The organism is Streptomyces sp. NPDC035033, from assembly GCF_040636735.1.
Taxonomy (GTDB): Bacteria; Actinomycetota; Actinomycetes; order Streptomycetales; family Streptomycetaceae; genus Streptomyces.
This window is the reverse complement of sequence record NZ_JBEZUZ010000028.1, coordinates 1-12,466: the sequence shown is the minus strand read 5'-3', so window position 1 is coordinate 12,466 and position 12,466 is coordinate 1. Positions and strand designations below refer to the sequence as shown.

The following is a 12,466-nucleotide window of genomic DNA, read 5'->3' as shown; positions in this document are numbered from 1 at the left end:
GGCCCGCTACGCCAGGAAGTCGCGGGCGATGTGGGAGGCGACCTCCTCCAGGAGGGGGCCGGCGTTCGGGATGGACTTGGCCGGGTCGGGCTCCAGGGCGGAGAGGGGGTAGGCGCGGCGGATGCCGGCCGCGCCGAGGGTCTCCGGCGGGAGGGCGAGGCGGCCGCAGACCGCGACGACCTCCTTGCCGGCCGCGCGGGCCGCCGCGGCGACGCCCGCGGGGGCCTTGCCGTGGAGGGTCTGCTCGTCGAGGGAGCCCTCGCCGGTGACGACGAGGGTGGCGCGCTCCAGGGCGGGGGCGAAGCCGAGGACCTCCAGCATCAGCTCGATGCCGGGGCGGAAGCCCGCGCCGAGGAGGAGGGCGCCGTAGCCGATGCCGCCGGCGCCGCCCGCGCCGGGCGAGGCGGCGAGCTCGGTGGCCTTCGGGCCGATCGCCTTCTCCAGGACCTGCGCGTAGTGCGCGAGGGCCGCGTCGAGGGTCTCGACGTCCTCGGGCGTGGCGCCCTTCTGCGGGCCGTAGACGGCGGGCGCGCCCTTGGGGCCGGTCAGCGGGTTGTCGACGTCGCTGGCGAGGATGAACTCGACCTCGGCGAAGCGCGGGTCGAGGCCGGTCAGGTCGGCGGAGGCCAGGTCCGCGAGGGCCGCGCCGCCGGGGCCGACGGGCTCGCCGGCCGCGTCGAGGAAGCGGGCGCCGAGCGCGGCGAGCATGCCGGCGCCGCCGTCGGTGGTGGCGCTGCCGCCGACGCCGAAGACGATCGTGGTCGCGCCGGCGTCCAGCGCGGCGCGCAGCAGCTCGCCGGAGCCGTACGTGGTGGCGGTCAGCGGGGCGAACTCGCCGGCGGGCAGGAGCTGGAGGCCGGACGCCTCCGCCATCTCGACGACCGCCGTGGTGCCGCGCAGCGCGAACGCGGCGGTGACCGTCTCGCCGACCGGTCCGGTGACCCGTACCTCCCGCCGCTCGAACCCGGCCGCGACGGCCGCCGCGACCGTGCCGTCGCCGCCGTCGGCGACGGGCAGGGCCTCGACCGAGAGGCCGGGGACGACCTTCCGGAGTCCCGCCGTGACCCGCTCCGCGACCTGCACGGCCGTGAGCGAGCCCTTGAACTTGTCGGCCGCCACGAGCACGTGAGCGACCTGAGTTGCTGCTCCGTCCGTCACCTTGCATCCCTTGCTTTCGAACAGGCAGTCGCGCCAGGGCCGACCCTATCCGTACGGCCAGACGGCGTGCCACCCCCTGATAACAGCAAATGTCCCCCCATAGTGGGCTCACATGAGCACGGATATGAACGAGCGGACCTCTTCCGATCACGTACCCGAACGTCACGCGCCCGACGGGAAGGTCATCGGGATCGGCGTGGCCGCGGTGGTCGCGGTGGTCGGCTGGGCGGCGCTCGGCGAGGACTCCTTCGACAGCGCCTCCTCCGCGGCCCTCTCCTGGGTGCTGTCCACCTTCGCGTGGCTGTTCGTGGTGGCCGCGGACGTCTTCCTGGTGCTGTGCGTGGTGCTCGCGCTGAGCCGGTTCGGCCGGATCCGGCTCGGCGCGGACGACTCGGAGCCGGAGTTCACGAACCTGGCGTGGATCGCGATGATGTTCAGCGCCGGCATGGGCATCGGCCTGATGTTCTACGGCGTCGGGGAGCCGCTCCAGCACTTCCTGAGCCCGCCGCCGGACAGCGGCGCCCCGGCGGGGACGGGCGCGGCGGCCCGGACGGCGATGGAGTACTCCTTCTTCCACTGGACGCTGACCCCGTGGGCGATCTACGGCATCGCCGGCCTCGCCCTCGCGTACGCGGGCTTCCGCAAGGGCCGCGGCAACCGGCTGAGCAGCGCTTTCGTCCCGCTCTTCGGGGCCCGCCGGGCCGCCTCCTGGCAGGGCAGGGCGGTCGACCTGCTGGCGGTCTTCGCGACCGTCTTCGGCACGGCGACCAGCCTGGGCCTCGGCGCGCTCCAGGTCGCCGAGGGGCTGAACCTCACGATGGGCGTCGAGAACTCCACGGCCACCCAGCTGATCATCATCGGCTCGCTGTCGGCGGCCTTCGTCCTGTCGGCCTTCTCGGGCCTGCACAAGGGCGTGAAGTGGCTGTCGACGCTGAACATCGTGCTCGCCGCCTGCCTGGCGCTCTTCGTCTTCCTCCTCGGCCCGACCGTCTACGTCCTGGACACGATCCCGGCCTCGGTCGGCGGCTACCTGCACCAACTGCTGCCGATGGCGAGCCGCACCGGCGCGTTCACCGACCGCGACTGGCTGGGCGCCTGGACGATCTTCTACTGGGCGTGGTGGCTGTCCTGGGCGCCGTTCGTGGGCACCTTCATCGCGCGGATCTCGCGCGGCCGGACGATCCGCGAGTTCCTGATCGGGGTGCTCCTCGTGCCCTCCGGGGCGACGGTGGTCTGGTTCTGCGTGATGGGCGGCACGGCGATCCGGCTGGAGTCCACCGGCGAGGCCGACCTGGCGACGGCGGTGAAGGACGGCGCGGAGGCGTCGCTCTTCGCGATGCTGGAGGCGCTGCCGCTCGGCACGATCACCTCCGTCGTCGCGATGCTGCTGGTGATGACGTACTTCGTGACCAGCGCCGACTCGGCGTCCCTGGTGATGGGCTCGCTGACCAGCCGGGGCTCGCTGCACCCGCCGACGTGGCTGGTGGTGACCTGGGGCGTGCTGATGGCCGCGGTCGCGGCGGTGCTGCTGGTGGCGGGCGGCCTGGACTCGCTCCAGACGGCGACGATCCTGGTGGCGCTGCCGTTCGTGGTGGTCATGCTGGCGCTGTGCTGGGCGCTGGTGCGGGAGCTGCGGGAGGACCCCGGCGCGGGCCCGACCCGGCACCACGCCCTGCACGGGCTGCGGGACGCGGTGCGGACCCTGGTCGGCGAGGCGATGACCGAGCAGGGCGGCGGCGCCCGGCACCACCGGCTCCGCCGCGCGGCCCGGTCCCGCGCGGACACGGAGGGCGGCGGCGAGCCGCCCCGGGAGGGCGGGGCATGAGGTACGGCTCCGAGGGGCGTCCCGGTCCCGCCGGCCGGGGCCCCGCGGGCTCCGGCCCCGTCGACCGCGCTCCCGCCGGCCGTGGCTCCGCCGGCCCAGGGCCCGCCGGCCCGGGGACCGCCGGCCTGGAGTCCGGCCGGCGCGGCCTCGCCGACCGGATCCTCGGCGGCTGGACCGGGCGGATCGCCGGGAACATGCTGGGCAAGCCGGTCGAGCAGGGCGAGTACTGGACGCGGGCCCGGATCGACGCCTACCTGCGGCTCACGGACGCGCTGCCGCTCACCGACTACCTCCCGCCGCCGCCCGCCGGGGCGCACGGCTTCGCGCTGCGGCCCGAGTGGCAGCGGTGCGTGCGCGGCGGGATCCGGGAGAGCTGCCGGGACGACGACGTCGACTACACGCTGCTCGGGCTGCACCTGCTGGAGACGCACGGCTTCGCCTTCACCACCGAGCAGGTGGGCGAGGCGTGGCTGCTGCGGCTGCCGTACCTCCAGACGTACACCGCCGAGCGGGCCGCGTACCGCAACCTCGCCAACGGGCTGCGGCCGCCGCTGACCGCCACGTACGACAACCCCTACCAGGAGTGGATCGGGGCGCTGATCCGGGCGGACGTCTACGGCTGGACGAGCCCCGGCGACCCGCGCCGGGCGGCCGGCCTGGCCCGCCGGGACGCGGTGGTCTCGCACACCGGGAACGGGGTGTACGGGGCGATGTGGGCGGCCGCCCTGACCGCCGCCGCCTTCACCGCGCCCGACGCCCGGTCCGCCCTGGTCACGGCCCTGGAGGTGGTGCCGCCGGGGAGCCGGCTGGCCCGGACCGTGCGGGAGGCGATCGCGCTGTACGAGGCGGGGCTCGGCTGGTCGGAGGCGCTCGACGAACTGGCGGCGCGGACGGCCGGCCTCGGCTGGATCCACGTGGTGCCGAACGCGGCGGTGCTGACCGCAGGACTGCTCTACGGCGAGGGCGACTTCACCCGCACGATCGCGCTGACCGTGCGCGGCGGCCTGGACACGGACTCCAACGGGGCGACCGCCGGTTCGGTGGCCGGGGTGCTGTGCGGGGCGGCGGCGATCCCCCCGCAGTGGTCGGAGCCGCTGCGGGACCGGGTGCGCAGCGCGGTGTTCGGCTTCGACGGCGCCGGGATCGGCGAACTCGCGGAACGGACCCTGCGCCTGGCCACCCGGCCGGACTGACGCGGCGTCACCGCGGACCGGGCCCCGTCCGGGCCCCGTCCGCGGCGGCGCTCATCCCTGCGGGGGCTCGGGCGGCAGCGCCTCGCCGGTGCGGTGGGCCTCGTCGCGGGTGGCGGTCCGGGCCTCCGTGCGGTGGCCGCGCGCGATGTAGTCGCGGACGACGGCCTCCACCGCGTCCTGCGGGTTGCCGACGCCCGCCAGGACCATGACTTCCACGACGAGTTCGGCGTCGAGCGCGATGTTCACCTTGGCCATGGGCGCGAACCTAGCACCGGGAAACCCGGTCGCGGGAGACGTCCGGGGCTCCTAGCCTTCCCCCATGACCATGGTCGCGTTTCTCACCGGTGCCGGCGTCTCCACCGACTCGGGCATCCCCGACTACCGGGGGCCGAACGGCCTCTGGCGGCGGGACCCCGAGGCCGAACGGCTGGTCACCTACGGGCCGTACATGGCCGACCCGGAGGTCCGCCGCCGTTCGTGGCTGATGCGGCGGGAGACCTCGCTCCTGACGGCGGAGCCGAACGCGGCGCACCGCGCGATCGCCGCCTTCGAGCGGACCGGCCACGCGGTGCGGGTGATCACGCAGAACGTGGACGGGCTGCACCAGGCGGCGGGGACGCCGGAGCGGAAGGTGTTCGAACTGCACGGCTCCGTCCGGTCGGTGGTGTGCACGGCCTGTCACGCCCGCTCGCCGATGGCCGAGGCCCTGGAGCGCCTCGACGCCGGCGACCCGGACCCGGCGTGCCTGGCGTGCGGCGGGATCCTGAAGCCGGCGACGGTGATGTTCGGGCAGCGGCTCGACCCGGTGGTGCTGGGGAACGCGATGTCGGTGGCCAAGGCCGCCGAGGTGTTCGTCGCGGCCGGGACGAGCCTCCAGGTGCAGCCGGCGGCCTCGCTGGCCGGGATCGCGGCCGAGCACGGGGCCCGGCTGATCGTCGTGAACGCCGAGCCGACCCCGTACGACCCGCTCGCCGCCGAGGTCCTGCGCGAGCCGATCGGCACCGCCCTGCCGGCGCTGCTGGAGCGGCTCGCCTAGAACAGGGCGTCCGGGGCGGCGGCGCCCGCCTCGAAGGCGAGCAGGCGCTTCTTGCGGTCCAGGCCGCCGCCGTAGCCGGTGAGGCCGCCGCCGGAGCCGATGACGCGGTGGCAGGGGACGATGACGCTGACCGGGTTCTTGCCGTTGGCGAGGCCGACGGCGCGGGAGGCGCCGGGGTTGCCGAGGGCCTCGGCGAGTTCGCCGTAGGTGCGGGTCTCCCCGTACGGGATGAGCCGGAGCTGTTCCCAGACGCGCAGCTGGAACGGGGTGCCCTCCAGGTGGAGCGGCAGGTCGAAGTCGGTGAGCTCGCCCGCGAAGTAGGCGTCGAGCTGGCGGATCGCCTCGCCGAAGGGGCGCGGGTCGCGCGCGCCGAAGGTCTCCTCGGGCGGGCGGTGGCGCTGGCCGGTCATGTGGACGCGGCTGAGGACGCCGTCGACGGCCACCAGGGTCAGCGGCTCGTAGGGGCTGTCCACGACCGTGTGCACGACCGTGCGGGGCGTGGCGGTGCGGGGCATGGCGGAACTTCCTTACGCGGGGAGGTGGTTGATCGGGTGGGAGTCGGTCGCCCACAGGTACTGGACGGCGTAGGCGCGCCAGGGCGCCCAGTGGCCGGAGCGGGCGGTGAGCGCGGCGGGGGTGCCGGGCAGGCCGAGGCCCTCGGCGGCGCGGCGGACGCCGAGGTCGCCGGGGAGGAAGGCGTCGGGGTCGCCGAGCGCGCGCATGGCGATGACCTCGGTGGTCCAGGGGCCGAAGCCGGGCAGGGCGAGCAGCCGGGCACGGGTCTCGGCGCGGTCCGTGTCGGGGCCGAGGGCCAGCTCCCCGTCGGCGAGGGCCCGGACGAGGGTGAGCAGGGTGGTGCGGCGGCTGCGGGGCAGGGCCAGCGTCTCGGGGTCGATCCCGGAGAGCGCCTCGGGGGTGGGGAAGAGGTGGGTGAGGCCGCCCTCGGGGTCGTCGACGGGGACGCCGTGGGCGGTGACGAGGCGGGCCGCGTGGGTGCGGGCGGCGGCCGTGGAGACCTGCTGGCCGAGGACGGCGCGGACGGCGAACTCGGCCGGGTCGACGGTGCCGGGGACGCGGCGGCCGGGCGCCTCGTCGACGAGCGGGGCGAGCAGCGGGTCCTCACGGAGCCGGTCGTCGACGGCGACGGGGTCGGCGTCGAGGTCGAGGAGGCGGCGGCAGCGGCTGATGGCCTGGGTGAGGTCGCGGAGGTCGGTGAGGGAGAGCCGGCAGGCGATGTGGTCGGGGCGCGGGGCGAGCGCGACGATGCCGTGCCCGTACGGCAGGGCCAGCGTCCGCCGGTAGGCGCCGTCGCGCCACTCCTCGACACCGGGGACGGCGGTGGCCGCGAGGTGGCCGAAGAGGTTCGACGGTTCGAGCGGGGCCCGGAAGGGGAGCCGGAGGGAGATCACGCCGGGGGTGTGGGGGGCGGCGGGCCGGGCGGCGCGGGCGCGGAGCTCGCCGGGGGTGAGGGCGAAGACCTCGCGGACGGTGTCGTTGAAGGACCGGATGGAGGAGAAGCCGGCGGCGAAGGCGATCTCGCCGAAGGGCAGCCCGGTGGTCTCGACGAGGACGCGCGCGGTCTGGGCGCGCTGGGCGCGGGCCAGGGCGAGCGGGCCCGCGCCCAGCTCGGCGAGGAGCTGGCGCTCGATCTGCCGGGTGGACCAGCCGAGCCGGCGGGCGAGACCGGGGACGCCCTCCCGGTCGACGACCCCGTCCTGGATCAGCCGCACGGCGCGGGCGACCGCGTCGGCCCGCACGTTCCACTCCGGGGAGCCGGGGCTGGTGTCGGGGCGGCACCGCTTGCAGGCCCGGAAGCCGGCCCGCTGGCAGGCGGCGGCGCTGGGGTGGAACTCCATGTTCTCGGGCTTGGGCGGGACGGCCGGGCAGCTCGGCCGGCAGTAGATCCGAGTGGTGCGGACGGCGGTGAAGAAGACGCCGTCGAAGCGGGCGTCCTTGGACTGGACGGCCCGTACGCAGCGCTCGGTCTCGGTGTGCATGGATCCAGGATCGGGGACGCCCGGCCCGCCGGCTGGCAGAAAAACGACATGGACGTGCGGCGGCCGGTTCAGTCGACGGGCACGGTCCGGTAGTGGGTGGTGAGCCGGCCGTCGTCGCCGAGGACGTGGAAGGCGACCCCGGGCGGGGTGTCGAGGTGGACGTGCGGGCTGTCCGGGCCCGGGTGCTCCCAGGGCAGCCGGATCGTGGAGACGGTGCCGGGGGCGACGAGCAGGGGGCGGCCGGCGAAGGTGGTGGCGGCGGCCGTGTGGGCGTGGCCGGCGAGGAAGGCGGTGAGGTGCGGGTGCCGGCCGGCGAGCGCGGCGAGCCGCTCCTCGCCGAACTGGCGGATCTCGTCCACGTACGGGGTGTGGAGCGGGACCGGCGGGTGGTGGAAGGCGACGAGGACGGGCGTGGTGGGCGGGGTGTCGGCGAGGACCGCGTCCAGCCGCTCCAGGGTGGTGTCCTCCAGGTACCCGTCGTGCTTGCCGGGGATCGAGGAGTCGCAGACGGCGAGGACGAAGCCGTCGCCGCGCAGCACCTGGTCGACGGGGGCGGTCGGGGCGGGGTCGCCGGTCTCGTGGAGCAGCGGTCCGAGGCCGGCCCGGAAGGCGGCGCGGTCGTCGTGGTTGCCGGGGCAGACGACCAGCGGGTGGCGGCTGGTGAGCAGCGCGCGGGCGCGGTCGTACTCGGCGGGGGCGCCGTGGTCGGTGACGTCGCCGCTGACGAGGACGGCCGCGAGGTCGTACGGCAGCTCCTCCAGGTGGCGCAGGACGGCCCGGGTGCGGGCGGCGGCGCGCTCCCCGGTGTCGACGTGGATGTCGCTGACGTGGGCGATGACGATCACGGATCGGCCTCCGGCGGTCGGGTGGGCGGACGTTCACCCGACCGTACGGTGTTTCCCCGCCGGCGAGTGAGGGCCGCCCGGCGACGGGTGGCCCGCCGGTCACTCGAAGCGGGTGGGGTCCCCGGCGCCGACGCGGACGACCTCGGGCTCGCCGCTGGAGAAGTCGACGACGGTGGTGGGGACGGTGCCGCAGTCGCCGGAGTCGAGGACGGCGTCGACCTGGTGGTCGAGGCGCTCCTTGATCTCCCAGCCCTGGGTCAGCGGCTCCTCCTCGTCGGGCAGGAGGAGGGTGCTGGAGAGCAGGGGTTCGCCGAGTGACGCGAGCAGCGCCTGGGTGACGGTGTGGTCGGGGATGCGGACGCCGACGGTCTTCTTCTTGGGGTGGAGGAGCTGGCGGGGCACCTCCTTGGTGCCGGGCAGGATGAAGGTGTACGCGCCGGGGACGGCGGCCTTGACTGCGCGGAAGACCCGGTTGTCGATGTGCACGAGCTGGCCGAGCTGGGCGAAGTCCGCGCACATGAGGGTGAAGTGGTGCCGGTCGTCGAGGCGGCGGATCTCCCGGATGCGCTGGAGCCCGTCGTGGTTGCCGATGCGGCTGCCGAGGGCGTAGCAGGAGTCGGTGGGGTAGGCGATGAGCCCGCCCTTGCGGATCGAGTCGGCCACGCCGTCGATGATGCGCGGCTGGGGGTTCGCGGGGTGCACGTCGATGTACTTCGCCATGGGCCGAGTCTAGGCGCGTCCGTCCGGGTTCCTCAGGTGGCGCCAGACGGCCTTGGCCGCGTTGTGCCCCGACATGCCGTGGACGCCGGGGCCGGGCGGGGTGGCGGAGGAGCAGAGGAAGACGGACGGGTGGGGGGTGCGGTACGGCCACGGGGAGGGGGTGGGGCGCAGCACGAGCTGGAGGCCGCGGGCGGCGCCGCAGGCGATGTCGCCGCCGATGTAGTTGGCGTTGCGGGCGGCGAGTTCGGGCGGCCCGGCGGTGGCGCGGGCGAGGATCCGGTCGCGGAAGCCGGGGGCGAAGCGCTCGATCTGCCGCTCGACGGCGTCGGTGAGGTCGCCGCGCCAGCCGTTGGGCACGTGCCCGTACGCCCAGAAGACGTGCCGGCCCTCGGGGGCGCGGGACGGGTCGACGAGGCTGGGCTGGGAGGTGATGAGGAACGGCACGTCGGGGGCGGTGCCGGAGGACGCCTGGCGCAGCGCGGTGTCGATCTCGCCGGCGGTGGGCCCGACCTGGACGGTGCCGGCCCGGCGGGCTTCCTCGGCGGTCCAGGGCACCGGGCCGTCGAGGGCGTAGTCGAGCTTGAACGCGGAGGCGCCGTACCGGTAGTGGGCGTAGTGGTGGGCGCCGAAGCCGGTGATGCGGGCGAGGGCGGTGGGCGAGGTGTCGAAGAGGTAGGCGCGGGCGGGCGGCAGGTCGTCGAGGCGCTTGACCTCGTAGCCGGTGTGGACGGTGCCGCCGAGGTCGGTGAGGTACGCGGTGAGGGCGTCCGGGATCGCCTGCGAGCCGCCCCGGGGCACGGGCCAGCCGACGGCGTGCGCGGCGAGCGCGAAGACGAGGCCGACGGCGGAGGTGGCGAAGCCGTCGAGGGGGGCGATGACGTGTCCGACCATGCCGGCGAAGAGGCCGCGGGCCTTCTCGTCGCGGAAGCGGCGCAGCAGCCAGGTGGAGGGCGGCAGTCCGGCGAGGCCGAAACGGGCGAGTCCGACCGGGTCGCGGGGCAGCGCGGTGAGCGGCAGCTGCATGAAGTCCCGGAAGAGCGTCTCCCACGTGCCGAGGAAGGGGGTGACGAGCCGGCGGTAGGTGCCGGCGTCGCGCGGGCCGAGGGAGGCGGCGGTCTCGGCGACGGAGCGGGAGAGGACGGCGGCGGTGCCGTCGTCCCACGGGTGGGCCATGGGCAGCTCGGGGTGGAGCCACTCCAGGCCGTACCGGTCGAGCGGCATGGTCCGGAAGACGGGCGAGCCGGCGCCGAGCGGGTGGACGGCGGAGCAGGGGTCGTGGCGGAAGCCGGGGAGGGTGAGCTCCTCGGTACGGGCTCCGCCGCCGACGGTCTCCTTCGCCTCGAAGACGGCCACGGAGTGGCCGCGGCGGGCCAGCTCCACGGCGGCGGTCAGTCCGTTGGGGCCCGCCCCCACGACGACGGCGTCGAGCAGTGACGTCACCTCGGACTCCTCCCGTCGGCCGGCGGTTCGGCAGGCCCAGGATAGGCCCGGCCCCGCCGCCGGCGGAGCGGCCCCCCGGGAGGCGGTGCTTCCGCCCCGGACGGCGGCCCGTGACGCCACGTCAGCCGCCGTCGCCCCGGCCCGCGGCCGCGGACGGCCTCCGGGCGGGCTCCCCCGTACGCGGCCACGGATCAGCCCTGGGCGGGCCCGGCGGCACCAGGGGCACCGGCGGGTCCGGAAGGTTCGGCGGGTCCGGCGGGTCCGGCAGGCTCGGCGGGGTCGGCGGGTCCGGCGGCGAGCAGGGCGCGGATCCGTTCGGCGGTGGCCGCGTCCCGGGCCGCCGTGAACGGCAGCGCGTTGTCCCCGGCGATCCGGAAGGGCCCGCCCGCGACGGTGGTCTGCGCGCCGCCCGCCTCCGCGACCAGCAGCAGCCCGGCCGCGTGGTCCCAGGCGTACTCCCAGTTGAAGGCGACGCCGTCGAGCGCGCCGGTGGCGATCGACAGGTACTCCAGGCCGGCCGAGCCGCAGGGGCGGGTCCGGACGCCCTCGGTGACCAGGCCGAGCAGGGCCCGCTTCTGGTCGGGCGTGGTGTAGTCGGGGTGCGAGGTGGCGACCTCCAGGACCGCGCCCGGGGCGGGCGAACCCGCCCTGACCGCCGCCCCGTTCAGCGTCGCGCCGCGGCCCTTCACCGCGACCGCCAGCTCGCCCCTGGCCGGGGCGTAGGTCCAGGAGGCGAGGAGTTCGCCGCGCCGGGCGAGGGCGACCAGCATGCAGAAGTCGGGTTCGCCGCGGACGAACTGGCGGGTGCCGTCGACCGGGTCGACGATCCAGACCGGAGCGTCGCCGCGCAGCGCCCCGTACAGCTCCGGGTCGGCGTGGACGGCCTCCTCGCCGACCACGACGGAGCCGGGCAGCAGGGCCGTCAGCGACCGGGTCAGATGCTCCTCGGCGGCCCGGTCGGCGACCGTCACCAGGTCGTACGGCCCCCTCTTCTCGATGATCTCGTGGTCGGCGAGCTGCCGGAAGCGCGGCATGACCTCCGCCGCGGCCGCCTTGCGGACCGCCTCCTCCACCTCGGTGGTGCCGCCGTCGAGGACGTGCTCAAGGAAGGATTCGATCATGGGTCCAGCTAAGCACGTGGGTCCGACGGCCGGGCGGCTCTTCCACGAGTCCGCCGTCCTCCCGCGGCGGCCGGGGCCCTCGCGGCACGAGCCCCGCCGGCCGCCGGACCCGGCGTACGGACGCCCCTCGTGGGGAGTTCCTCCCCTCCTCCGTGCGGCCACGGCACCGAAAGCCCCCGGATTGCCGGAGCCGGGCAGTCGACGGGGGCGCGCGGCCGTGACACGGTGCACGCACGACGGCGCACCGCCGGTGACGGGGGATCATGACGGCACCGGGGGCCGCGCGCCGAGGGCCACGGGTCGCGGCGGAGCCGTCCCGCACGACGGCGCCCAGCCCCAGCTCCTGTGGGACCTCCACCCCGGGTACGTGCTCCGCCCCCAGGACCGCGTCGTCATCGCCACCACCCGGAGCGGTCTCGCCGAACTCCTCGCCACCGGCCCCGCGCCGCGCCCGGGGAACCCGTCGGCCGGCCGCTGACGTCGCGGCCGGCCGTGCCGCTTCGGGCCCGGCCCCGTCGGGGGCGGCCGCTCCCCCGGCCCGCCCCGGGGGCATGACCTAAAGTGCGATGCGAGGTATGCGCGGGTCTGTCCGACTGCTGGGTTCGCGGGGCCGGGGTCCCGGCCCCGCGCCGGAAGGGAACGAAACGGTGCACGGTGAGTACAAGGCACCCGGCGGCAAGCTCGTCGTCGTCGATCTGGAGGTCGAGGAAGGGGTGCTCCGCGACGTGCGGGTGGCCGGGGACTTCTTCCTGGAGCCCGACGAGGCGATCCTCGCGATCGACAGCGCCCTGGAGGGTGCTCCCTCCTCGACGGACGCCGCGGGCCTGGCGGCCCGGATCACCGCGGCGCTGCCCGGGTCGACCGTGATGTTCGGGCTGACCGCGGAAGGAATCGGCATCGCCGTCCGGCGGGCCCTGGCCCACGCGACCGAGTGGAGCGACTACGACTGGCAGCTGGTGCGCACGGGGCCCCAGGCCCCCGCCCTGCACATGGCGCTGGACGAGGTGCTCACCGCCGAGGTCGCCGCCGGACGGCGGGCCCCCACCCTGCGGGTCTGGGAGTGGGCCTCGCCCGCCGTGGTCATCGGCAGCTTCCAGTCGCTGCGGAACGAGGTGGATCCCGAGGGGGCGG

11 protein-coding genes and 2 pseudogenes are annotated in these 12,466 nt (G+C 75.7%); 5 read left to right on the top strand and 8 right to left on the bottom strand.

The window, feature by feature from the left end:
• Positions 1-6: 6 nt before the first annotated feature.
• On the bottom strand, positions 7-1,158 hold the full coding sequence (locus tag AB0E83_RS14390) for a glycerate kinase (RefSeq protein WP_362110137.1): 1,152 nt from the start codon (positions 1,156-1,158) through the stop codon (positions 7-9).
• 124 nt (positions 1,159-1,282) lie between these two features.
• On the opposite strand from AB0E83_RS14390, the gene AB0E83_RS14385 reads away from it, so the two are divergent.
• Together AB0E83_RS14385 and AB0E83_RS14380 are read left to right on the top strand one after the other, a co-directional pair.
• Positions 1,283-2,983: a BCCT family transporter gene (locus AB0E83_RS14385; protein WP_362110239.1), complete on the top strand. Its 1,701-nt coding sequence runs from the start codon at positions 1,283-1,285 to the stop codon at positions 2,981-2,983.
• Positions 2,980-4,176 carry an ADP-ribosylglycohydrolase family protein gene (locus AB0E83_RS14380; RefSeq protein ID WP_362110135.1) on the top strand — a complete coding sequence of 399 codons (1,197 nt, stop codon included), beginning with the start codon at positions 2,980-2,982 and terminating at the stop codon, positions 4,174-4,176. Before AB0E83_RS14385 ends, AB0E83_RS14380 begins: the two co-directional genes overlap by 4 nt.
• A gap of 51 nt (positions 4,177-4,227) precedes the next feature.
• Here AB0E83_RS14380 and AB0E83_RS14375 read toward each other — a convergent pair whose 3' ends face one another.
• On the bottom strand, positions 4,228-4,431 hold the full coding sequence (locus AB0E83_RS14375; protein WP_362110133.1) for a type II toxin-antitoxin system VapB family antitoxin: 204 nt from the start codon (positions 4,429-4,431) through the stop codon (positions 4,228-4,230).
• A gap of 64 nt (positions 4,432-4,495) precedes the next feature.
• Between AB0E83_RS14375 and AB0E83_RS14370 the strand changes: the two genes are divergently transcribed.
• Positions 4,496-5,212 (top strand): Sir2 family NAD-dependent protein deacetylase, encoded by a 717-nt coding sequence (locus AB0E83_RS14370; RefSeq protein ID WP_362110131.1) that lies wholly within the window; start codon positions 4,496-4,498, stop codon positions 5,210-5,212.
• Here AB0E83_RS14370 and AB0E83_RS14365 read toward each other — a convergent pair.
• From AB0E83_RS14365 to AB0E83_RS14340, 6 genes and pseudogenes are all read right to left on the bottom strand, one after another.
• Positions 5,209-5,727: a methylated-DNA--[protein]-cysteine S-methyltransferase gene (locus AB0E83_RS14365; RefSeq protein ID WP_362110129.1), complete on the bottom strand. Its 519-nt coding sequence runs from the start codon at positions 5,725-5,727 to the stop codon at positions 5,209-5,211. The two genes, AB0E83_RS14370 and AB0E83_RS14365, sit on opposite strands and share 4 nt — an antisense overlap.
• A 12-nt stretch (positions 5,728-5,739) precedes the next feature.
• Positions 5,740-7,209 carry an AlkA N-terminal domain-containing protein gene (locus AB0E83_RS14360; RefSeq protein ID WP_362110127.1) on the bottom strand — a complete coding sequence of 490 codons (1,470 nt, stop codon included), beginning with the start codon at positions 7,207-7,209 and terminating at the stop codon, positions 5,740-5,742.
• Between the two features lie 68 nt (positions 7,210-7,277).
• Positions 7,278-8,054, bottom strand: a complete 777-nt coding sequence (locus AB0E83_RS14355; protein WP_362110125.1) for a metallophosphoesterase — start codon at positions 8,052-8,054, stop codon at positions 7,278-7,280.
• A 99-nt stretch (positions 8,055-8,153) separates the two neighbouring features.
• Positions 8,154-8,774, bottom strand: a complete 621-nt coding sequence (locus AB0E83_RS14350; RefSeq protein ID WP_362110123.1) for an L-threonylcarbamoyladenylate synthase — start codon at positions 8,772-8,774, stop codon at positions 8,154-8,156.
• A gap of 9 nt (positions 8,775-8,783) precedes the next feature.
• Entirely contained in the window at positions 8,784-10,214 is a 1,431-nt protein-coding gene (locus AB0E83_RS14345; RefSeq protein ID WP_362110121.1) for an NAD(P)/FAD-dependent oxidoreductase, read from the bottom strand.
• A 296-nt stretch (positions 10,215-10,510) separates the two neighbouring features.
• Positions 10,511-11,335: pseudogene (locus AB0E83_RS14340) on the bottom strand (inositol monophosphatase); the annotation flags it as partial.
• Between the two features lie 250 nt (positions 11,336-11,585).
• On the opposite strand from AB0E83_RS14340, the gene AB0E83_RS14335 reads away from it, so the two are divergent.
• Together AB0E83_RS14335 and AB0E83_RS14330 are read left to right on the top strand one after the other, a co-directional pair.
• Positions 11,586-11,813, top strand: a complete 228-nt coding sequence (locus AB0E83_RS14335) for a hypothetical protein (protein ID WP_362110254.1) — start codon at positions 11,586-11,588, stop codon at positions 11,811-11,813.
• A gap of 169 nt (positions 11,814-11,982) precedes the next feature.
• Positions 11,983-12,466, top strand: a pseudogene (locus tag AB0E83_RS14330) (lipoate--protein ligase family protein); the annotation flags it as partial.